Below are 21,601 nucleotides of genomic sequence, written 5' to 3'. Positions count from 1 at the left end.
ATCTTGGGGTGAGACCCCGGCCTGGTGCTTGCTACACCGCGTCGGGGTCGTTTCGTTGGGGGCACCGTAAGCAGTCGTGACGGCGCGCTGCAAGCCGATCACATTTAGTCATACCGGCTGACCGTGGCGGGGTAGGGAGGGTGGGAGGTTTCCCCAAAACCCTTCTTTACCTACCGGGTGAACAACATCGCTCGAATCCCGGAGCTCGTATCCCGGACCCCGTATCCCGAAGCTCAAGCGTCGGGTTCGGCCCCGGATGTTGTCGCCCAGACGAGTGAACGCCCTGACCTCGGGGCTCGAAGCTCGGCGCCTGAGTCTCGAGCTCTCCTGTGGCGGGCTCGCTCTGATGCCGGTTCGGCCCATTCCCCGGTTGAGGAAGCGAAGAGCCGTCAGAGGATAGTGGCTCCCCTGTGGGGCCTCTGCGGACACTTCCTGGCCGCGCTCAAGGTGTGATGGCCATCGGCCGGACCCACCTCTAAGCTGTGCCAAGTTGATTCGAGACGTCTCGGGGGCGGGCAGCGTGACCACTGCTTTAGGTACGAGCACCATCACTCTCGCGCTCGTCGCCGGGTATGCCGGGTCGGGCAAGTCCGAGGCCGGAAAGCTGCTGGCAGCAGCGACAGGTTGGGCCATGCTCGACAAGGACACCATCAGCCGCCCGATGACCGAGCGACTGCTGACGGCCCTGGGTGGTGACCCGGACGACCGCCACAGCCCCACGTATCTGGAGCACGCGAGGCCCCTGGAGTACGAGTGCCTGATGAAGGCCGTCTGGGAAAACCTTGAGTGCGGCACTTCCGTGGTCGCGGTGGCGCCTTTTCTCGCCGAGAGTGCCGACGCGCAGTGGACCTCTCGCGTGGCGCGGCGGTGCGGTAGGACCGGGGCCCGCTTCGAGATGCTCTGGGTGGACAGTGACCTGGAGTCGATGCGGGACCGGCTGATCTCACGTAACGCCTCACGCGACACGTGGAAACTGACCCACTGGCCCACATACACGAGGGGCCTGGACATCGGCCTTCGACCGTTGACATCCCACCACGTGATCGATAACCGCATCAGCGTGACGCGTCCGCTGGCCGAACAGGTCGAGTCCATCGCTCAGCGGTTGATGGGGGACGCGTGAGCGCCGTCGTCCTGTACGGACCGCCGGCTGCAGGCAAAGACACCGTGACGGAGTCGCTCTGCTCCGCCGATCAGCGCTTCGAACCGATCAGCAAGCTCAAGCACGGAACGGGCAGGTCGGCCGGGTACCAGTTCGTCACCGCCGATGAGCTCGGTGACTTGCGCAGCCAGGGCAGGATCCTCGTGGAGACCCGGCGCTACGGCAACGTATACGCGGTCGACGCCCGCTCCCTCACGGAACCTCAGCAACGCGGACGGGTTCCGGTTACGCACATCGGCAATGTCGCGGACATGCGCACCCTGCTTGACTGCACTGCGTCGATCTCGTGGTTGCGCGTCCTTCTCTGGATTCCGCGGAACGAGTGCGAGCAACGATCCCGCGCGCGGGGAGACACGGATACGGCGAAGCGGCTCACCGCCTGGGACGAGACGGTACGGGATCTGCACGAATCCGATGTGCGAGACCTGTTCGACCTTGTGATCCGCACGGATCGAGCAGAGCCGGCGACCGCAGCCAAGCAGATCTCCTACGCGCTCGACAACGCACCCGATTCAGTGGCCGAGGATGAACTGCTCGCCACGCTCGGACTTGACGTCGACGCAATGAATGGCTCACAAGATCTGACAGTGCCTCACGCGTAAGCAGGGCAAGGCGGATTCACGGCGAGATCTACGGAAGCAGGCGGCGGGGGAGCGTGGATGGGTGTTGTCCGGACGTTAGAGGACCTGGCTAGAATCGGCCGCCAACGCACCGTGAACGACCGCAGTGTGCATCTGCGCCAGGACGAGGTCACGACGGATCTTCTCCTCGACACGGTGTCGGCCGACCGTGTCTCCCTCGACCGCATGAGCATTGATGGTGCGCTGACTGTCCGGTCATGCCACATCGACGAACTGGTCATCGATCACGTGGAGGCGGATGCGCTGATGGTGGTGAACTCCCGCATCGGCCGCCTCATCATCCGCAATGCGTCGATGGGATGCGAGGTCACCCTCATCGACTCCGCCCTGGATTTCCTCGCCCTGCACTCGTGCGGGACCACTCGACTGGAGCGCCTCAGGGTGGAGGAGCTTGTACAGGTCAACGCCCTGCGCGGGACACTCCACATCACGAACGTGCGGGTGTCCTCGTTGACGGTCCGCAGCCAGGCAGCGGGCGGTCGTCTCGGGCGGCCGAGTGTGATCGTGCGTGGGCTGAAAGCCAGGGAGGACCTTACCTTCGACGACCTGTGGCTGTCCGCGATCACACTCGACGAGGTCGAGACCTGCGGACTCACGTTGCAGCGCGTGCGACTGGACGAGCCATTGCGAGCCAACGGACTCCTCTGCAGCGACACCGTGCGGGTGAACGGGCTGGTCATCCCCGCCGAGGACAGCACGATCACGAACAGCACGGTCAAAGGCTCCGTGGAAGTGAGTAATCTCGAGCTCTGCGACACCTCGCGCGGCGGCGACCGGCCCGGTTCGACCGCTCGGCTTGCCCTTCACAGCACGACGGTCATGTCGCTCAGGTCGGCCTCAGCGGCGTCGTCGGTGATCAGCCTGCACGACTCCTCGGTCACAGGCACACTCGGTCTGCCTTCCGGTAGCTCGCGCTACAGCCTCGACAACTCCTCCAGCGTCGGCGACATGGAGCTCGCCGGGCAGGTGTTCCGCAACGGTGCACAGGTCCTTTCGTTCCTGGAGCGCTCCTTCACCGAAGTGACCGCCGTCGCACTGGAGTCCGTGCGCTCGGCGCTGGCCAAGAGGAACCGGAACCGCGAGGTCGACGAGCTCTACTACCTCGCGCGACAGCGCGAGGCGAGAGCCCTGCCGCCTCTACGGCGTGCCATCGGGCAAGGCTTGCTCGGTGGTGTCCTGGGCTGGGGAGTCCGGGCGCGTAACCCGGCGCGGGTGCTGACGGCCGGGATTCTGCTGACCGCTGTGGTTCTCCACCTGGCTGGTGCTGTGCGCGACCCCGGTCGTGGTCTGACAGACGTCACGGTCGCGGGCAAGAGCCTGGTCCTCGCCCTCGCCCTCTGGCTGAACGTTGGCACCGGGATGCCGTCGGAGCTCAAAACCACCGAATGGACGGCGCTTGCGGTCTCGTTCACCGCGGCTGGCATGCTGTTCACCACACTCATCGTGGGCATGGTCATCCGCAAGCTGGTGCGCTGAGCGCACGCGGCGAGCCGGGTGGCAGAGTACCGATCATGGAGCAGCGAGAACAGGTCGAAGGCGATGTGACGGCACCGGCACCGGATGTCACATACGGACTACGTGGCAAGTCATTCCTGGTGACTGGAGGCAGCAGAGGGCTGGGACTCGCGGTCGCACGTCTGCTCGCTGCCGAGGGCGCGGCCCTTGCGATCTGCGGCCGCGATCCCGACACTCTGGCCCGGGCCTCTTCCGACCTGCGTCAGGCCTTCGACGTCCATGTGGTGACGGGCTCCGTGGACGTCCTGGCCCCTGACGAACTGGAAAACTTCACCCGTCGGGCCGGCAGCGAGCTCGGTGGGCTTGACGGCCTGGTCGCCAACATCGGAGGCAAACGCGGCGCCGGTCTTCTCGACTCGACCCGGGAGGACTGGCAGGACACCTGGGAGCTGAACGGCGGCCACGCGGTGCGTGCGGTCCGTGCAGCGCTGGACAGCCTGCGTCCCGGCAGCTCTGTGGTGATGGTCGCCTCCATCTCCGGCTGGAAGCCCCGCTTTCCCGCCCAGTACGGAGCGGCCAAGGCGTCGGAGATCTACCTTGCGGGCGCCTTGTGCCATGAGTTGGCTCCGTACGGTGTGCGGGTCAACACGGTCAGCCCCGGTTCGATCCTCCTGCCGGGCAAGAGCTGGGACCGCCTGCGCGAGCGCGATCCGGAGACGTACGCGGCATACGCGGAGCGCAATCCCAGCGGCCGGTTGCTGGTCGCTGACGAGGTCGCCCGTGTTATCGCCTTTCTCCTCTCGCCGACCTCAGGTGCTGTGAACGGCGCCCACATTCCAGTCGACGGCGGGCAGCTGCAGGCAGGGCAGGGGCCGGTTCAGGGCCGATAGGGCCGGGGTGAGTGCCGAACCTGAGCACTCACGGCCGGGGCTCGCTTTCACAGAAGTGCTGCTGTTGCCCGGCCACCGCTGCTCACCCGGGTGCAGTCAGGCTGTCCGGGCAGACGCCGACTCTGTCACGGGCGTCGCGGGCGACTCCTTCGAGGGAACACCGCGGGAATGGTGGGCGCGCGAAAGAACGGCTCGTTACGGTGCCCGAGTGGGACGAGCCGGGGCGGGCGCTGCCTCACGGGCGGGCGACGGAAGTGAGATCCGGGGTGTTGTACGCACGTGGGACAGGCGGTGGCGGATGACGCAGGACGAGAGGGACGCGGGCGTGGCTACGGGGGATGGTGGGGAGCCCTCGTCGGGTGCCTCCGCCCAGCCAGAGGGCAAGTCGGAGAACGGGGTAGCGGTCGCGTTCGGGCGGCAGTTGAAGCTGCTGCGGATGCGCGCGGGGCTGGAACGGGTCGAGTTCGGCAAGCGGGTGGGGTACGCGGCGCAGTCCGTGGCCTCGTTCGAGCAGGGGCGGCGGATCCCGCAACCGGAGTTCATCGACAAGGCGGACCGGGTGCTGGACGCCGGGGGGCTGCTCGTGGCGTTGAAGGAGGAGCTGGCTCGGTCGCAGTATCCGGCGTTCTTCCGGGATATGGCGCGCTTGGAGGCTGAGGCGGTCACCCTTCATGTGTACGCAACCATGGCAGTGCCGGGATTGTTGCAAACCGAGGATTACGCACGCGCGGTGTTTGTCATGAGGCGGCCACTTCTCGATGAGGAGACGGTCGAGCAGCGCGTATCGGCACGCCTGGCGCGGCAGGTCATTTTCTCTCGGAAACCAATGCCGACCCTGAGCTTCGTGATCGAGGAGTCTGTGCTGCGGCGCCCTGTCGGTGGACTGTCGGTGCTACGTGGCCAACTGGAACAGATCATCCTTCATGGCCAGCGGCGGAACGTGGAAGTTCAAGTCATGCCGACCGCTCGGCCTGAACACTGTGGGCTGGCTGGCCCCTTCACCTTGATCGAAAAACGCGACGGGCGGAGGATGGCTTACGTTGAGGTTCAGCGAGACAGCCGCCTGCACACCGACCGAGCGGACGTGCGTGATGTCGAGGAGCAGTACGGGATCATCCGAGCCCAGGCACTGACACCGCGTGAATCGCTGGACGTCGTCAAGGGACTTCTGGGAGAGGGATGATGGACCGGACGGAGATGCCGAGCGTGCCAGAGACGGCTTGGTTCAAAAGCAGCTACAGCAGTGGCGAGGGTGGCGAGTGCGTGGAGTTCGCCACAGGCACCGCCCACGTGCACGTCCGGGACTCCAAGCAGGTCAGCGGCCCCGTACTGACCATTGCGCCAGGCGCGTGGGCTGGGTTCGTCGGGCTCGTTGCTCGCTGAGCAACGTACGCGGGTGGGCCCGCCGCGCACCGAACTGGTGCGCGGCGGGCCCACCCGCGTACGGGACTACTCGTCCACGTTCTCCTCGCGGCGGATCATCCGCCACGCGGCCCGGCGTGCGCTGCGGTCCAGGTTGGACCGGAAGCTCTTGTCAGGGCCGAAGTACTGACGCCCTATGCCGGCGGTCGTCTCGATGTGGTCGGCCATGTTGTCTGCGAAGGCCCTGTCCCAGACCTTGCCGAAGTTGGCCTCGTCGTTGACGACAGCCGCTGCCCGGACCTTGGGATCTTCCTTGGTCTTGTTGAACGGCTTACGGACGTCTTCCTCCGTGAAGTCCGTACCGAACTTGGCGTTGAACGCCTCGATCAGCTCCGACAGCAGCGACTTCTCCGCCTCTGCCGCGCCGCCTGTGCCGTCACCGAAGCCGGGGAGCTGGGCGGAGCCCTCGGGGGCCAGGGAGACGTCGTACTCGCCCGTCTTCTCCACCCGCAGGTGACTGAGGTCGATCTCGCCTATGTCCACGCCACCGTCCGCGCGGCGCGGGAGCCGGTTGAGGAGGTAGCGGCCGTAGAGGTGGAGCCGTTCCAACTCGGCGTCGCGGTACGGAACGATCTGGGCGAGGAAGCCGTACTTGCGCACGTAGTCGTTCAGGTCCGCACGGAAGTCCTCCGCCGTCTCCACATCGTCCTCCTCCTCGCTCTCCATGAGCGGGGTGAAGCGGGCGACGGCGGGGGACAGGAGTCGGTACAGCTCCGCGTGCAGCTTCTCCCACTTGGCCTGCGAGCCAGCCGCCTTCTCCTTCGCTGCGAAGTACGCCGCGGCGAACTCGTCCATCTCCGACTCCGAGATGATCGGCGCCGACATCACCCGGCTCTGCGCGGTGTAGAGCAGGTTCGGGTCGGACGGGAGGGTGTTGGCCTCCTCGAAGTACGGGCGGAACGCGTCCCGGATGTCCTCGGCGTCGTTCGCGAAGTCCAGGACCGCGAGGTCGGCCTGCGTCTTGCGGTCGGCGGTGCGGTTGAGCCTGGAGAGGGTCTGCACGGCTGAGATACCGGTCAGCTTCTTGTTGACGTACATGGTCGTCAGCAGCGGCTGGTCGAAGCCCGTCTGATACTTCTCCGCGACGACCAGAATCTTGAACTCCTGCTGGCCCCGGCCGCCCGCGCCGACCGCCTTGTCGTCGGCTCGTGTGTACGCGAACGCCTTCGGCAGCGCGCTCTCCGCGATCCCGCCGTTCTCCTTCGGCTCGGTCGTCTCCTCGTCGTCGATCGTGAGCGAGCCGGAGAAGGCCACCAGGACACCAAGGTCCGGGTACTTGGTGTCGTACTCCCGGTCCTTGATGTAGCTCTTGATCGCCCGCGCCATCTCCACGGCCGACTGCCGCGAACCCGTCACCACCATCGACTTGGCGCGCCCACCGAGCCGGCCGCGGGAATGCGCGAGGAAGTGCTCGACGATCACCTGGGCGTGCTGGGAGACGGTGTACTCGTGGGTGAGCGCGAACCGGGCGAGCAGGCTGTTGGCCCTGGAGGGGTCCACCTCACGCTCGTCCGGGTTCTCGTTCACCAGCTTCCAGTACGTGTTGTACGTGACGTAGTTCCGCAGCGGATCGAGGATGAAGCCTTCCTCGATGGCCTGGCGCATGGAGTACGTGTGGAAGGGGCGGTAGGCCGCCTTGCCGTCCACGGTGTCTTCCGTGCCGAAGAGTTCGAGCGTCTTCGCCTTCGGGGTGGCGGTGAACGCGAAGTAGGAGAGGTTCGCGGCCCGTGAGCGCTCCGCGGCCTTCTTCTTCAGCTTCTCGTCGAGCGTGACGGTGGTGGCGCCCTGGTCCTCCGAGTCGGAGTCCAGACCGAGGTCGCGCAGGGCCGCACGTACGGCGGTTGCGGCGTCGCCGGACTGGGAGGAGTGCGCCTCGTCCACGATGATGGCGAAGCTGGTGCCCTTGATCTCGGTGGGGTTGCGCTGGATGTAGTCCAGAAGCGCCGGGAACGAGTGCAGGGTGACCGTGACGATCTTGCCCGTGTCCCGTGACAGCGCGCGGGCGAGCTGCTCGCTCTTCGAACCGTGCTTCTCGTCCACCTTCACGACCAGGCCCTCGATCTGCGAGAAGCTGCCGACCGTCTCCCGGAGCTGGGCGTCGAGGTTGCGGCGGTCCGTGATGACGATGACCTTGTCGAAGACCGGTGTACCCGGCTTGATCCGGCCGGCTGACAGCGCATCCGGGTCGAGCGTCCGGGGGTCGGTGGCGGCGTGGAGGTCGCTCAGGCGGTGGGCGAGCCAGCCGATGGTGTTCGACTTGCCGGAGCCGGCGGAGGCCATCACGAGGTAGTTCTGGCCCACGCCGAAGGTCGCTGCGTGGGTGGTGAGCTTCTTGACCACGTCCCACTGGTGGAAGCGCGGGAAGATCGTCGACTTGGTGGTCCCGCCGCCGGGGGTCTTGGTCTTCTGCTGGTGCACGTAGCGCTGGAGCAGGTCCAGCCAGTTGTCCCGCGCCCAGACCTGCTCCCACAGATAGGAGGTGGCGTAGGTGCCGTACGCGGTCGGGGCCGGGTTTCCGGCGCCACCGGGCAGACCGGCGCCGTTGGAACCCGTGTTGAAGGGAAGGAAGCGGGTGTTCTTGCCCCGGAGCTGGGTGGAGACGAAGACGAGGTCCGGGTCGACCGCGAAGTTGGCGATGACACGGCGAGTGAAGATCAGCTCGGTGGGATCGCGGTCGGTGCGGTACTGCTCCTTGGCGTGCTCGACGCCCTGCTGCGTGAGCGGGTTCTTCAACTCGGCGGTGGCGACGGGAATGCCGTTCAGGAACAGGGTCAGGTCGAGCTTGTTACCCCAGTCGGCCTGCTTGGTGGCGTAGACGAGTTCGCGTACGACGGTGAGCCGGTTGGCGCGGTAGCCGTCGAGGACGGAGTCGTCGGCGACGAGGTTCGGCTTGAAGTAGGCGACGCGGAGGCGGATGCCCCGGTCCTTGACGCCGTTGCGGAGGACGTGGAGGAGGCCGTCATCGCTGATGGCCTTGTCCAGGCGCTGAGCGAAGCCGCGCTGGGCGGCGTTGGGGTCGTTGCCGTAGACCCCGAGGAGTTCGTCCCACTCGCGGGGCTGGCTCTCGCCGAGGAAGGTGAACAACTCGTTGGTGTCCAGGCCGAGGTCAGCCTGGTAGTCCTCGGGGCGCGCCTCGCGCCAGCCGCGCTCGGTCATCGCGGCGACGATGGCGCCGCCGAAGGCGGACTCGTCGTGGATGGGGCTCACGATGTCGGGACTCCGTCCGTTACGTTGCGGCCGCTGGCGGTGGAGACGTCGAACTGGCCGGTTACGGTGGCGGTGATGAGGGCTTGGCGGCGCTCGGTGAGAAGATTCAGTTGCCGGTTCGCTAGGCGCTCGAGATGTAGGCTCTTACCGCGAGCAACCCCGATTTTCCGCACAAGCTCGTCTTGCTTCGCGCGGGGTGGGCAGTGAACTCGAAGTTTCAGACCGTCTCCGACTCGCATGTGCTCGTGCAGAGACCCGGCCCCGAGGCGGCGCAACTGCTCCCTCATGTGTGTGGCCAGAAAATTGTAGAGCAGTAGCTCATTCTTGATCACTTTGTCGTTGGCCCTATAGAGCATCACGCGCTGACCCAAGAAAACCGGGGTTCTTGCTCGAAGGATTCCTACTTGCCCGAGGGGGGCTTCTCGGGTGAATAGGATGTCACCAGCCTGTGGTGTGCCGCGTCGATTCCACTCGATGAAAGTCGAGTGTTCTACTGAAAAGGTATTTTCTGCGTCTACCTCTCCGTTTCGGATGTTGGTTGTCCGGATCATCCGGTACGGAGTGACTAGGTCCGAGGTCGGTGCTGTTTTGTTGACGCAGTCAACGATATTGCTGCAGGCGGCTGATACGGGAATTGTTGAGCTGTCGGGTAGGCCGGCAAATGCCTCGTCCGTGGCTGCGGTTGCGCGTTCGGCGGCGAGTAGGGCCAGTTTGCGGTACTTGAGCCCCAGCTGGTCGATGCGGGCGGTCTCGGCGTCGAGGAAGTCGGCGATGCGGCGCTGCTCATCGCGGGGTGGTGAGGGAACCCGCACAGCAGCCACCTGGGTCTCGCTAACCGATGGCACGGGGCCAGGGTTGGTGATCCTCCCCATGTCGAGAAGCGTCATCAGGTATCGCCAGTATCGCGGGTCGCCTGAATAGGGTTGGAATCCTCTAACATTGTCATCCACGATGCAAGGACTGCCAGTGATGCGTCGTTGATTTAGAAGCAGAGCAGCCCCAACTCGCGGGTAGAGGACGCACCCCTCTGGCAATATGCGGGCCCCCAGGTGGCGGGCTGTATGCGTACTAATCCAGTTGTTAGCAGTGGACAGGACCCCCTTGCGGTCGGCGAGAGGGAAATCTGACACCTTCATGAATGGGATATCTCCATTGCTATTTCCCTGGAAGGTGTCAGGGAATGTTGTCCCCATGTAAAATCGTCCAACTCGACCGAGTGTCGTTGTTGGCCAATTTCGACCTAGTTGCCCCAGCCAGTCGATCGTCGGAGTGGAATTTGTAGGGAGAGTTTTCACTCGGTTACCTCACCCAGCAACGCCTGGATCTCCGCCTCAAGCGCCTTCAGCTCCGCGTCGATCTCCGTCAACGGCCGCGGCGGCTCGTACACGTAGAAGTGCCGAGTGAACGGGATCTCGTACCCCACCTTCGTCTTCGTGTGGTCGATCCATGCGTCCGGCACATGCGGGTGCACCTCCCGCTTCAGGTACCCCTCCACGTCCTCGCCCAGCGGCACGTTCTCGTAGTCCCGCAGCTCGCTGTCCGGCTCCGGTGCGCCGCCCTTGAGCAACTGCACCTCGCCTTCCGGGTCCCGTACCCCCACCGTGTCCCGCAGCGCCTTCGTGAACGGTGCGCCCGTCGGGCCCTGGACGCCGGCTTCCGCCATGGCGTTCCGTACAGCGACCTGCGCCTCGGACTTGGTGGGCCACTCGCTCCCCAGCAGCGGGCTCAACGCGTCCCCCAGCACCTGGGCCTCGGCGTCGGCCAGCTTCTGGAACTGCGCCTGCTCCTCGTCCGTCAGCTTCCGCCGAGCCTTCGCCTTCGCCGCCAGTTCAGGCTCACGCGGCAGGAAGCGCTCCTCCGCCCACTTCTGTACCGGCTTCGACGCGAGCAGCGCCGCCAGCGTTTCCTCCGTCAGCTCGAACCGCAGCTTCAAAGGCCGCTCCACCGTGATCCGCTGGTAGCCGAAGGCCGTGTTGTCGAAGACCTTCACCTTGGCGTGCATCGGGTGCTCCGGGTCCGCTGCGGCTGTCACAGCCTCCCCGCACAGGCGGGTGATGTCGCCGATGTGGTTCGGCTTGCCGCCCGAGCCGTCGCCCAGCTCCTTGCGCTTGTCGCCCAGCGACTTTCGCATCTTCACCCACTGGTCGCGCGCGTCCAGCAACACGACCTTGCCCTTGTGCTGGGCGTCCTTGCGGTTGGTCAAAATCCAGAAGTAGGTGGCGATACCCGTGTTGTAGAAGAGCTGGTCCGGCAGGGCGACGATCGCCTCCAGCCAGTCGTTCTCCAGGATCCAGCGGCGGATCTCGGACTCGCCCGAGCCGGCCGCGCCCGTGAAGAGCGGCGAACCGTTGAAGACGATCGCGACGCGCGAGCCACCTCCGCCGTGCACGTCCACCGGCTTCATCTTCGAGATCATGTGCTGGAGGAAGAGCAGCGAGCCGTCGTTGATGCGGGGCAGGCCCGCGCCGAAGCGGCCGGAGTCGCCGAGGTTGTTGTGCTCGAACTCGACGGCCTCCTTCACCTTCTTCCACTCCACGCCGAACGGCGGGTTCGCCAACAGATAGTCGAACGTCTCCCGCGCGTGGCCGTCGTCCGAGAAGGAGTTACCGAACGCGATGTTCTCCGGGTCCTGCTCCTTGATCATCAGGTCGGACCGGCAGATCGCCCAGGACTCGGGGTTGAGCTCCTGGCCGTAGACCTCCACCGTGGCGTCGTCGTTGTACGACTTGATGTGCTCCTCGGCCGCGCTGAGCATGCCGCCCGTGCCGCAGGCCGGGTCCATGACCGTGCGTACGACACCCGGCAGGCTGAGCGCGTCGCTGTCCGGGGCGATCAGCAGGTTGACCATCAGTTTGATGACTTCGCGCGGGGTGAAGTGCTCACCCGCGGTCTCGTTGGACTGCTCGGAGAAGCGGCGGATCAGCTCCTCGAAGATGTAGCCCATGTTGTGGTTGGGCACGACCTCCGGGCGCAGGTCCAGGTCCGTGAACTTGCCGATCACCTGGTAGAGCAGGTTCGCGCTGTCCAGCTTGCGGATCTGCTGGGCGAACTCGTACTTCTCCATGACCTCGCGGGCGTTGGGCGAGAAGCCCCCGACATACACCTGGAGGTTCGCCGCCGCATTGCTCGCGTCGCCGGCGATCTTGCGCAGGGTCAGGCTGCTCGTGTTGTAGAACGAGTGGCCTGACGCCCGGCGCAGGAAGTGGTCCGTGTCGATCTCCTGGCCCTCGAAACGGGCGGCCGTCTCCGCGACCTTCTCCCGCGTCGGCTCCAGGACGCATTCGAGGCGGCGCAGCACCAGGAACGGAAGGATGACCTTTCCGTAGTCGGACTGCTTGTAATCGCCGCGCAGAAGGTCGGCGACGGACCAGGCGTGGTTCGCCAGCTCCGTGTGCTTGCTGCTGTTCAAGGGATTCCCCGGTTTCCTTTCGGACCCCCCGCTCTCCGGTCTACCGGAGCGGGTACTGACAAGTGTGGTGGTTGCGTGAAGGCCGTAGTGCTGGTTCAGGCCGATTCCGCGGCGGCCCCGCTGTCGGCCGCCGCCGGGGCTGACGGGACCAGCCCGCCTCCCGTCAGCCCGCCGACCAGCAGCCGCGCGGTCTCCTCGGCCAGTTCCGTGGCGCGCGCGGCCTCGGTTCTCAGCGCGTGGACGCGGCGGAACGCCTCGCCGTACCGTCTCTGCTCCTCCAGTGGCAGCAGCGGGACGCGCAGTCGGCCCGGACTGACGTGAAGCACCGTGCTGCCCGTCGACGCGCTCGCGATGTTCTCCTCCGCGCCCAGGAAGCCGGCCAGGAACCACGGATCGAGCCGTGCCGGATCCGGCCGGAACAGGTGGACCTGGTGGCCGAGCAGTGCCCCGGCGTCCGCGTCGTCAGCCACTCGGGCCATCGCGCCGCTGCCGCCCGCGACCGCCCGAACGAGTACGTCGCCCGCCGCGATCGCCGGCGCCGAGTCCGCCCGCAGCCCGCTCGGGTCACCGGATGGGGCCATACCGCGCGCGATATCCAGGCCGGTGAGTACGGCAGTCACCGACGCTTCATCGCCAGAGCCCTTGGAGTCCGGCGCCGTCCGCAGCAAGGTGAGCGCGCCGCCCCGGGACAGGTCCGACGCCGTCGCCGTGCGCCACTCGCGCGGAGTGGGACCGGCCGGGCTCCAGTCCGCATAACCGGCCTTCTCACCCAGTGACTTGGCGCCGGCGACGAGTCGTCGGCGTACGTCGTCCACCTCCCCGGCCAGCTCCGCGGGGGCGATGTCCGTGCGCGAGGCGCGTACATGGCGGGCGGGGGAAAGGTCCACGACGTCGTCCAGGAGGTCGACCACCGGGACCGCGCGGGCGGTGCCCGGCTCGTCGGCGTACGCGTCCGGGTCCTTCGCGAAGGCCGACCACTGGGTGAGCGCCGTTTCCGTCAGAGCCGTCCAGTTCAGCGGGGCGCGGCCCGTGCGTGTTCCCGACACGTAGCCGCCCGTCCGCGTACCCCCACCCGTCGCCGTGTCGCCGCCCGCTCCCGCCGTCTCGGACGTGTCGACGAACAGGACCGACGTATGCGCGGGGCCGGCCGGTTCGGGCCGCCGCAGCACCCAGATCTGCAGCCCCACATGGAACGGAGCCGCCGCCCCCGGAGGCAGCGCCACCACCGCGCGTAGCGCCCCGCTGCGGACCAGCTCCATGCGCACCCGGCGGCCCGAGGCGCGGGAGGCGGTGGCCGGGGGGAGGAGCAGCACGGCGTGGCCGCCCGGCACCAGGTGGGACAGTGCGTGCTGGACCCAGGCGAGCTCGGACTCGGCGCGCGGCGGGACGCCGTAGGCCCAGCGGGCGTCGTACGCCAGCTCGTCGTGGCCCCAGTCGCGGTCGCCGTACGGCGGGTTGCACAGGACGGCGTCGACGGTGACCCCGCCGAACGCGTCCGCCCGGAGGCTGTCGCCCGTCCGGACCGCGATGTCCGCGCCCGGCGCGGCCAGCAGCAGGCTCACCGCGCTGCGCTGCGCCTGCACGGGGACGCTGTCCTGGCCGTACAGCACCGCTGCTCCCCGCCGGGCGGCGGCAGAGAGCAGCGAGCCGCTGCCGCACGCAGGGTCCATGACCCGCTCGTACGGTCCGGGCGCCAGGCGGGCGACGAGGTCGGCGAGCTGCACCGGGGTGCGGTAGGTGCCGCTCGCGGCACTGTCCTCCAGCTCTCGTTCCGCCAGCACGGCCATCGCCGCCTCGCCGCTCGCATCGTCCTGTACGCAGCGCAGCAGCGCCCGCAGGACGTCGACGTCAGATGACGCGAAGTGGACGGCCTCCGTGCCGGGGACCAGCTCCGCGAGGTCGGCCACCGCCCAGTCGGCGCGGGCGACGAGCTCGGCGTCGGACAGGCCGTCCAGTGCGGTGCGCTCCTCGGGAGTGCGCCGGGCCGTGGCCAGCACCAGGGGAAGCAGGGTGTTCGTCATGCCACCACCCGCGGGGTGCAGTCGCAGTGTGGTGCGCAGCTCCTCCGCGGGGTCGGCCGTCGAGGCGTGGCCCCGGGCGCCGAGCCACTTCTGCACGTCCACCAGGTCGTACAGCGGGCTGCTGTCGGTGCCCCCGGACGGTGCAGGGAAGTCGTCGTGCCGACGGCGCCAGTTGCTGACGGTGGCGCGCGTGACCCCGGCGATGCGTGAGATCTCGGCGGCGGTCACCTGGGCGGGTGGCTGGGGCATGGCGGGAGTCCTGGGCCTCTCGGTAGCTGACAGCTCACAACCTACACCGTCGGTCAAACGCGTCAAGCTGTTTGACAATGCTTTCATGGCAGTGCTTACCTGGTGCTGCTTCCAAGCGGAGGTGCTCGGCCCGAGGGGGGTCCGAGGAACTCGCCCATCCCGTGGGGGGAATCGCCATGCGCATCACCATGCCGACCGCTGTCGTCGAAGGCACCCAGCTCACTGTCATGCCGTTCCGGGCGGACGCCGTGATCGGGACCATGTCCGTCCCGACACTCGTCCAGCTCGTTCCCTCGCCCCGCCGCGAGGAGGACACGAAGACGCTCAAGGCCGCCTCCGGCGCCGTGCGGCGCCACGCCGAACTGCGGTCGCTGGTGCAGCGGGCGCTGAAGTCCACGCAGAAGGGGAAGAACGTCGGCTCGTACGCCGAGTACATCGCCGACGGCGTCAAGGGCGAGCTGGGCGCCGGCTGGTCCACGCCGCCGATCACCTTCTGGCACGCCGGGCCACTCGCCGCGCTCAGCGACGAACTGCTGCCCGGCACCGGACTGCGCACCCTGACCATCACGCCCGGCACCTCGGTCGTCGCCATCGACGGCGAGACCCAGACGACCGCCTGGCACGAGCTGTACGACGACCCGGAACACTTCGGGCTCACCTATGCCGAACTCGCCACGATCCGCGTACCGTTCGAGCTGTACGTCGACCTGAGCGTCGCCGACGCGCGGCAGATCTTCTACGACCGCAACGTCCAGGGCGTGGCCGTCGCGAAGAACCTGGCCATGTCCATGGACCAGCGGGACTTCGCCACCCGCCTCGCGCACCGGGTCGCCGACGCGGTCAAGGTGGACGTCGACGGCAGGCTCGTACCGTTCACCAAGCTTGTCAACGCCAGCAAGCGGCAGGTCGGCAAGAGCGACCCCGAGGTGATCACCCTCTCCGCTCTGCGGGCGCTGGTCATCACGGCGATCTACGGCCGCAACGGGCTTTCCCGGTCCGCGGAGACCGTCCAGGAGGACGAGCTGCCCGCCGGTACCGACGCCGGGCAGGTCGAGGGATGCGTCGTGCCGTTGCTCGCCCGGCTCATCGCCGAGCACAGCGCCCACTTCGTCTCGCGCAGCGCAGTCACCGCGCCCGCCGTGCTCGCCGGGCTGGGGATCGCCGTCCACCAGACGACGCCCTGGGCAGACCCGGCGAACGCGCTGAGCACCGACGCTCTGCAGCGGCTCCTCGCCGACATCCAGTGGGAGCGCGAGGCGCGTTACTGGGACGGTGTGGCCGCGAAGGCCGGGGCGACCGGGCGACTCAACTTCAGCGGCGGTGTGAAGGACTCCGGCGGTCGTGTCGCCGACGCGATGCTCTACCCGGGCACGGAGGCGGGACGGCGCATCCGAGGGCAGTAGTGGCCGCTCGTGCTCCCCGCCGCACGACGAAGTCGGCGCCCCGGTGGCTCCCCTCTATCAGCCGACGGGGGAAGCGCCGAAATGTGAAGGAACGAGACAGGACGGACAAAACCACGGCATGGGCTACCGGAATGAAGATGAGATCAAACGGGCGCTCGGGATCGAGTCCTGGAGGAACCTCTCCAAGGACAAGATGATCAGGTTCGCAGCCATGATGCCTGACATGGGAACCGAGGCGGCTCTGAAGATCGTTGAGCAGTTCCCGGCGTTCAAGGATCTCGCCAAGAGTGCTCTGGATGCGATGAAGAGGGCGCACGAGTCCACCCTATCGGCCGACGCGGAGAGCCAGGAGCACGTCTATCGCGCCTTCCAGGACATCAGGGAAACCCTCAAGGATGAACTCAACAAGGATGGCCTGAGTTGGGAGAACAGGCAGTTCCTCATCGAGGGAATGAAGGAGAATGGGCGGCAGGTCTCACAGAAGGACACTGAGCACAAGAAGTTCCTGGATGGGCAGCTCAGGAAGGTGCTGGTTGGCACTGGAACTGCACTCGTCCTGGGTGTGGCTTTTGTCGGCGGCAAAGTGATGGCGGAGGGTAACGACAGCCCCGAGGGCTCCCTGGAAGGTTGACCTCGATTCCAAGGTGGGTCAGCGCCAGGCCTCACCGACTACGCCTGGACAGCGGGTGCCGCACCACTGTGAGCGCTCCCTGAGCTGCCGCTGAGGCTCGGGAAGCAGAAGTCACAGTTGATCCACCTGGCGAGGTCTCCGCGGGCACGGAGCATACGTTGACGCCGTGCCGCCGTGCCCGACGTACACCGCCGTGGGACGAAAGCCACGGAACTCAGCCCGCGGCGGTCATCCACAGTTCCGTGTCGGTGACGATCAGGCGGCCCGGCCGCTGGGTGGCGGTGTCCGGGACCACAGCCCGCACCACCGGCAGGTCGCCCTTTTCCACGGTCACCCTAGTGCCGTCGAACTTCGGGGACTTGTCGCTGACCACCACCCGCAGATCGGCTTCCAGCTTCTTGGCCGCCACGTCGTCCTCGACCACGAAGCACAGCACCTCGGTGTTCTTGGCCGCGGACTTCGCCTGCTGGCCCAGAGCGGCCAGGCGCACGGGGTTGGGGGAGCTGAGCGGGTTGAAGTCCGCGCGGTAGACGTTGCCCAGGCACTCGACCGCGCGCCGGAACTTCTCGTCGTCGCCCAGCGAGGAACCCTCCTCGGGGGCGACGGCCGACATGGGGTCGGAGTCACGGGCCGAGTAGGAGATCTCGTCTTCCGACACCTGGAGCGTGGCCCCACTCCCCTCGGGGTGCGACCAGACATCCTTGCCGTCCTCCTCGCTCTGCGCGTAGCCGCCCGACTTCAGCGCCTTGGTCATCGCCGACACGTCAAACGAACCCTCCCAGTGACCGGCCTCGCCGGTGTCGACCGCGGTGTCGATCTGGGACACCTCGAACTGCGCCCCCAAAAGACCGGGTTGGTACGGGTTCAGCAGAAGGCTGCTCGGCTGTGAGACGGAGGTGAACCGTTTCGGGTCGTCCTTGCTCAGCTTGCGTACCTCGGCGGCGTCGAGGAAGGACACATGCTTCTCGCCAGTGTCGCCGGCGAGCGCCCCGAGCCCTGAGAGGAGCGTGGAACCCCTGTCACCTTCGTCGGAGCCGGAAGAGCAACCGGTGAGCGCAGCCAGAAGGACGGTGGCGAGAGCGGCAGCGCCGAAGACGGCCGATCCGCGTGCTGATATCTGCATGATCCAGCAGCGTATACCGGTGCTTGACCGAGGTAATGGCGCGCGCCGCGCGGCAGACGAGCCCGGTCCCGGCGCTGCGAGGGTACGGCTCCGGGGGGCCGGCCGCCGTGGGGGTCTGCGCGCCAGGGAGCCCGCCCGCCGTGAAGGCCTGTGCCGGATCGGTGTCACGATCCGTGCCCATGGCTTCACTCAAACTCCCTATAGTGGTGCCGCGTTGATCGTCTGGCCCCAACGCGCGAAGCCGTCTTCGAGGAGTCCGTACGATGACGAACCCGCTCTTATCCAGCGTGCCCGCGTCCCCCGGAGGCTGCCCCGCGCATGCCTCGACCGCCCCCGTTCCCCTCGGCGGACCCGGGTCCGGCATCGAACCCCAGGCTCTGTACCGGCGCGTGCGCCACTCGCACGGGCCCGTCGTACCCGTCGAGCTCTCCGGAGGTCTCCCGGCCTGGCTGGTCATCGGATACCGCGAGGTCCATCAGGTGACCAGTGACGGCGAGCTCTTCCCGAGGGACGTCGGTCTGTGGAACCAGTGGGAGCACGTTCCCGAGGACTGGCCCCTGCTGCCCATGGTCGGCCGGCCCATGCCGTCCATCTACTTCACCGCGGGCGCCGAGCACCGCCGCCACTCCGCGATGGTGGTGCCCGCGCTCGAAGCCGCGGATCCGTTCGAGATCCGCGGCCACTGCGAGCAGTTGGCCGACCGGCTCGTCGACGCCGTGTGCGCCCGTGGCGCGGCCGATCTCGTCGCCGAGTTCGCCGAGCCTCTTCCCGTGCTGGTGCTGTCCCGGCTCGTCGGCTTCCCCGACGCGGAGGGGGCGGACATCGCCCGCGTCCTGAAGGAGCTGGCCGACGGAGGCCCGGGGGCCCAGGAGGCGTACGGCCGCTTCGGCGACCACATGCGGCGGCTGGTGGCGGCCAAGCGGGCCGTGCCCGGTGACGACGTCACCTCCCGGATGCTCGCCGACCCGGAGCCCTTCACCGACGAGGAGTACGCGCTCGACCTGATGGCCGTCACCGCGGCCGGGCACCTCACCACCGCCGACTGGATCAGCAACTCGCTGCGGCTGATGTTCACCGAGGACCAGTTCGCGCAGTCCCTCGCCGGCGGACGGCGCAGTATCGGCGACGCGATGAACGAGGTCCTGTGGGAGGAGAGTCCCACCCAGATCCTCGCCGGGCGCTGGGCGGTCCGTGACACGCAGCTCGGCGGGCGGGCCATTCGGGAGGGCGACATGCTCCTGCTCGGCCTGGGCGCCGCCAACACCGACCCGCTGATACGGCAGGACCTCGGCTCCGGCGTGGCAGGCCGTCACGCGGGCAACGGATCGCACCTGGCGTTCAGCCACGGCGAGTACCGCTGCCCGTTCCCCGCGCAGGAGATCGCGGAGACCATCGCGCGTACCGGTATCGAGGTGCTCCTCGACCGGCTTCCCGATCTCGAACTCGCCGTGCCCGCCCGGGATCTCGTCCGTAGGCCGTCCGCCTTTCTGCGGGGGACGAACGCGCTCCCCGTCCGCTTCTCGCCCGCCGCACACTCGACAGGAGCCCCGCTGTGAGATGCCCGTACGCGACGGTCGTCATCGACCCCATGGTCCAGGACCTCGACGGCGAGACCGAGCGGCTGCGCGAGGCCGACCCGCTCGCCCGCATCGAACTGCTCGGGGTGCCCGCCTGGACCGTCACCCGGTACGCCGAAGCCCGGCGCCTCCTCGTCGACCCCCGCCTGGTGAAGGATCTGGACGCGTGGGGCCTCTGGCAGAGCGGTGAGGTCACCCACGCCTGGCCGCTGATCGGCATGATCGACGCGGGACGTTCCATGTTCACCGTGGACGGGGAGGAGCACCGCCGCCTGCGCACGAAGACCTCGCAGGCGCTCACCCCGCGTCGGCTGGAGGCCGTCAAGCCCGCCATCGAGAAGTTCACCGAGGAGCTGCTGGACGCCCTCGCCGAGCAGGGCGCGCACGGGGCCGTCGACCTCAAGGCCGTGTTCGCCCAGCCGCTGCCGATGCGCGTGGTCGGTCTCCTGATGGGGGTGGACGAGGCGCTGCACCCCATGCTGACCCGGCAGTACAAGGCCTTCTTCTCGATGCTCACCCCGCACGAGGAGCGCCTGGCGCTGCTCGCCGAACTCGACGTGTTCTACACCGAACTGGTGCGGGAGAAGCGGGCGCATCCCACCGACGACCTCACCAGCGCCCTGATCCTCGCCGACGAGGGCGGAGAGCCGCTGGACGAGGAAGAGGTCGTCGGGAACCTCAAGGCCATGGTGGCCGCCGGGCACGAGACGACGATCGGCCTCGTGCTCAACGCCGTACGCGCCCTGCTCGCCCATCCCGACCAGCTGCGCATGGTGCTGGACGGAGAGGTCACGTGGGAGACGGTGATCGAGGAGACGCTGCGCTGGGACACGCCCACCACCCACCTCCTGATGCGGTTCGCCACCGAGGACATCCAGGTCGGCGAGCAGGTGATAGCCAAGGGGGAGGGTGTGGTGATCTCCTACCGCGCCATCGGACGCGATACAGCCCAGCACGGCGACGACGCCGGCACCTTCGACATCACCCGGCCGACGCCGATACGGCACATGACCTTCGGGCACGGTCCCCACATCTGCCCGGGAGCCGCGCTGTCGCGGGTGGAGGCCGGGATCGCGCTGCCGGCGCTGTTCGAGCGTTTTCCCGGGCTGAGGCTCGCGATCCGGGACGAGGAGATCCGCAGGCTGCCGGTGATGACGCAGAACGACATCGAGGCGTTCCCGGTACTGCTGCACGGGTGACGGGTGACGGGTGACGGGTGCGGTCGGCGGGTGACGACGGCTGCCGCCGGCAGTGGGTCGGTGAAGTCCGGCGGAGACCGCCGATGGGCCGACCCCGGGTGCGAGCGCGAGCGTAGGCTGCGGCGGCATGGCACGTCTCCTCGCCCTCGCCCCGCATCGTTCCGTCACGGCTGGTCTGCTCGCGGAGGCCGCGCGCGGACGCGGAATGGGCGTCTCGGTCATCCCCGTCGGCGGCGGAGCCTTTCCTTCCGGGACCCGGGCGCACTACTACGGTGGGCCGCGCTTCGCGGACTCGGTCGCCGCGGACCTCGGGGTCGCGCTCCTCGAACCGGAGAGCTGCTGGCTGGACGCACTGCCGTACGCCTTCACCGGTCGGCGGGTCCGGTGTGTGCCGCTCGCCGAAGCCCGGTGCATGACCGGGCCGTTCTTCGCGAAGCCACCCACGGACAAGAGTTTCCCCGCCGGGGTTTACGAGCACGGGCGCGCTCTCCCCATGCCGGCGGGACCGGAGGACGCAGCCGATCCGCTCGTCCAGATCAGTGAAGTCGTGACCTGGGTAAGGGAGTTCCGTCTTCATCTACTGGACGGGGAGATCTGGACGGGGTCGCAGTACGCGACGTACGGACGACTCGACGCGGTGCCCCTGGCCGGGCACGCGGACGAGCAGGCGGTGCGCGCTTTCGTCCGCGACCTGATCGGAGCGTGTGCGCACACCCTGCCCAGCGGCGTGGTGGTCGACGTCGGGCTGACGCGCGGGGACGGTGGCCCGGAGGCCGGGCGGTGGGCCGTGGTCGAGGCCAACATGGCCTGGTTCAGCAACGTGTACGCGGGTGATCCCGCACGGGCACTCGATGTGGTCCTGCGTGCCGCCGGTCCCGCGGACGAGGCGGCGGAGCCGGACGGACGCTTCTGTCGGACACGACGTGGCGACCCGGCAACCTTCGGGGCCGCGGCGGCGACCAAGAGGTGTCCGTGAGGCCTCATCTGGCCGGGTGAGGCCTCACGGACGCCGGGCGTCGGGGAAGGCCCACCCGCGCAGGTGCCCGGCGTGCGCCTTCCCGCACGGGGCGCCGTCTTCCCGGTGCCGGGCGGTTCGGGCTCGCGGCCGCGAACCGGCGGTACGGTCTGGACACCTTTGGCGTCCTGAGTCACTGTGAGGCAGCGGGAGCCGCCGTCCGGGGTGGCGGGAGCCGCCGTCCGGGACGGCCGAGC

The 21,601-nt window shown here is 67.9% G+C and carries 16 protein-coding genes; 11 read left to right on the top strand and 5 right to left on the bottom strand.

The annotated features are described in order from the left end of the window. Positions 1-520: 520 nt before the first annotated feature. From ACFYY2_RS13525 to ACFYY2_RS13500, 6 genes are all read left to right on the top strand, one after another. A complete protein-coding gene (locus ACFYY2_RS13525; RefSeq protein ID WP_388741430.1) occupies positions 521-1,123 on the top strand; it encodes an AAA family ATPase in 603 nt (200 codons plus the stop codon). Continuing rightward, positions 1,120-1,764, top strand: a complete 645-nt coding sequence (locus tag ACFYY2_RS13520; RefSeq protein ID WP_388741428.1) for a guanylate kinase — start codon at positions 1,120-1,122, stop codon at positions 1,762-1,764. The genes ACFYY2_RS13525 and ACFYY2_RS13520 overlap by 4 nt, the downstream gene beginning before the upstream one ends. A 57-nt stretch (positions 1,765-1,821) precedes the next feature. Next, positions 1,822-3,279: a hypothetical protein gene (locus ACFYY2_RS13515; protein ID WP_388741426.1), complete on the top strand. Its 1,458-nt coding sequence runs from the start codon at positions 1,822-1,824 to the stop codon at positions 3,277-3,279. A gap of 35 nt (positions 3,280-3,314) precedes the next feature. Beyond that, a complete protein-coding gene (locus ACFYY2_RS13510; RefSeq protein ID WP_388741423.1) occupies positions 3,315-4,148 on the top strand; it encodes an SDR family NAD(P)-dependent oxidoreductase in 834 nt (277 codons plus the stop codon). Positions 4,149-4,446: 298 nt separating this feature from the next. After that, entirely contained in the window at positions 4,447-5,331 is an 885-nt protein-coding gene (locus ACFYY2_RS13505; RefSeq protein WP_388741419.1) for a helix-turn-helix domain-containing protein, read from the top strand. Next, positions 5,328-5,531 (top strand): DUF397 domain-containing protein, encoded by a 204-nt coding sequence (locus ACFYY2_RS13500; protein WP_388741417.1) that lies wholly within the window; start codon positions 5,328-5,330, stop codon positions 5,529-5,531. The genes ACFYY2_RS13505 and ACFYY2_RS13500 overlap by 4 nt, the downstream gene beginning before the upstream one ends. Before the next feature lie 66 nt (positions 5,532-5,597). Here the strand turns inward: ACFYY2_RS13500 and ACFYY2_RS13495 are convergent, their stop codons facing one another. From ACFYY2_RS13495 to ACFYY2_RS13480, 4 genes are all read right to left on the bottom strand, one after another. Then, a complete protein-coding gene (locus ACFYY2_RS13495) occupies positions 5,598-8,777 on the bottom strand; it encodes a type I restriction endonuclease subunit R (protein ID WP_388741414.1) in 3,180 nt (1,059 codons plus the stop codon). After that, a complete protein-coding gene (locus tag ACFYY2_RS13490) occupies positions 8,774-10,072 on the bottom strand; it encodes a restriction endonuclease subunit S (RefSeq protein ID WP_388741411.1) in 1,299 nt (432 codons plus the stop codon). The genes ACFYY2_RS13495 and ACFYY2_RS13490 overlap by 4 nt, the downstream gene beginning before the upstream one ends. Further along, the gene (locus ACFYY2_RS13485; protein ID WP_388741408.1) at positions 10,069-12,186 is read right to left on the bottom strand and encodes an N-6 DNA methylase; all 2,118 of its coding nucleotides are present in this window, start codon (positions 12,184-12,186) and stop codon (positions 10,069-10,071) included. Before ACFYY2_RS13485 ends, ACFYY2_RS13490 begins: the two co-directional genes overlap by 4 nt. A gap of 95 nt (positions 12,187-12,281) precedes the next feature. Beyond that, positions 12,282-14,456: an N-6 DNA methylase gene (locus tag ACFYY2_RS13480; protein ID WP_388741405.1), complete on the bottom strand. Its 2,175-nt coding sequence runs from the start codon at positions 14,454-14,456 to the stop codon at positions 12,282-12,284. A gap of 176 nt (positions 14,457-14,632) precedes the next feature. Here ACFYY2_RS13480 and ACFYY2_RS13475 point away from each other — a divergent pair, with 176 nt between their 5' ends. After that, complete coding sequence (locus ACFYY2_RS13475) at positions 14,633-15,859, top strand: DNA sulfur modification protein DndB (RefSeq protein WP_388741403.1); 1,227 nt, start codon at positions 14,633-14,635, stop codon at positions 15,857-15,859. 118 nt (positions 15,860-15,977) lie between these two features. Continuing rightward, entirely contained in the window at positions 15,978-16,490 is a 513-nt protein-coding gene (locus ACFYY2_RS13470) for a hypothetical protein (RefSeq protein ID WP_388741400.1), read from the top strand. 214 nt (positions 16,491-16,704) lie between these two features. On the opposite strand, the gene ACFYY2_RS13465 is transcribed toward ACFYY2_RS13470, so the two are convergent. Beyond that, the gene (locus ACFYY2_RS13465; RefSeq protein ID WP_388741398.1) at positions 16,705-17,613 is read right to left on the bottom strand and encodes a hypothetical protein; all 909 of its coding nucleotides are present in this window, start codon (positions 17,611-17,613) and stop codon (positions 16,705-16,707) included. 263 nt (positions 17,614-17,876) lie between these two features. Between ACFYY2_RS13465 and ACFYY2_RS13460 the strand changes: the two genes are divergently transcribed. The 3 genes from ACFYY2_RS13460 (at position 17,877) to ACFYY2_RS13450 (ending at position 21,365) form a co-directional block, all read left to right on the top strand. After that, positions 17,877-19,169, top strand: coding sequence for a cytochrome P450 (locus tag ACFYY2_RS13460; protein ID WP_388741395.1), 1,293 nt, complete (start codon positions 17,877-17,879; stop codon positions 19,167-19,169). Between the two features lie 32 nt (positions 19,170-19,201). Continuing rightward, positions 19,202-20,389, top strand: a complete 1,188-nt coding sequence (locus ACFYY2_RS13455; RefSeq protein WP_388742411.1) for a cytochrome P450 — start codon at positions 19,202-19,204, stop codon at positions 20,387-20,389. A gap of 127 nt (positions 20,390-20,516) precedes the next feature. Then, on the top strand, positions 20,517-21,365 hold the full coding sequence (locus ACFYY2_RS13450) for an ATP-grasp domain-containing protein (RefSeq protein ID WP_388741393.1): 849 nt from the start codon (positions 20,517-20,519) through the stop codon (positions 21,363-21,365). Positions 21,366-21,601: the final 236 nt, after the last annotated feature.

The sequence above is a fragment of the Streptomyces sp. NPDC001822 genome (genome assembly GCF_042892135.1).
In the GTDB taxonomy this organism is placed as follows: Bacteria; Actinomycetota; Actinomycetes; order Streptomycetales; family Streptomycetaceae; genus Streptomyces.
Note: the sequence above shows the minus strand (reverse complement) of the source record. Positions and strands in the feature narration are given on the sequence as shown.

Excerpts from the sequence above, each read along its gene's own strand:
- ACFYY2_RS13515 (WP_388741426.1), top strand. The coding sequence starts at position 1,822 with ATGGGTGTTGTCCGGACGTTAGAGGACCTGGCTAGAATCGGCCGCCAA.
- ACFYY2_RS13510 (WP_388741423.1), top strand. The coding sequence starts at position 3,315 with ATGGAGCAGCGAGAACAGGTCGAAGGCGATGTGACGGCACCGGCACCG.
- ACFYY2_RS13505 (WP_388741419.1), top strand. The coding sequence starts at position 4,447 with ATGACGCAGGACGAGAGGGACGCGGGCGTGGCTACGGGGGATGGTGGG.
- ACFYY2_RS13500 (WP_388741417.1), top strand. The coding sequence starts at position 5,328 with ATGATGGACCGGACGGAGATGCCGAGCGTGCCAGAGACGGCTTGGTTC.
- ACFYY2_RS13480 (WP_388741405.1), bottom strand. The coding sequence starts at position 14,456 with ATGCCCCAGCCACCCGCCCAGGTGACCGCCGCCGAGATCTCACGCATC.
- ACFYY2_RS13475 (WP_388741403.1), top strand. The coding sequence starts at position 14,633 with ATGCGCATCACCATGCCGACCGCTGTCGTCGAAGGCACCCAGCTCACT.
- ACFYY2_RS13470 (WP_388741400.1), top strand. The coding sequence starts at position 15,978 with ATGGGCTACCGGAATGAAGATGAGATCAAACGGGCGCTCGGGATCGAG.
- ACFYY2_RS13465 (WP_388741398.1), bottom strand. The coding sequence starts at position 17,613 with ATGCAGATATCAGCACGCGGATCGGCCGTCTTCGGCGCTGCCGCTCTC.
- ACFYY2_RS13460 (WP_388741395.1), top strand. The coding sequence starts at position 17,877 with ATGACGAACCCGCTCTTATCCAGCGTGCCCGCGTCCCCCGGAGGCTGC.
- ACFYY2_RS13455 (WP_388742411.1), top strand. The coding sequence starts at position 19,202 with ATGGTCCAGGACCTCGACGGCGAGACCGAGCGGCTGCGCGAGGCCGAC.
- ACFYY2_RS13450 (WP_388741393.1), top strand. The coding sequence starts at position 20,517 with ATGGCACGTCTCCTCGCCCTCGCCCCGCATCGTTCCGTCACGGCTGGT.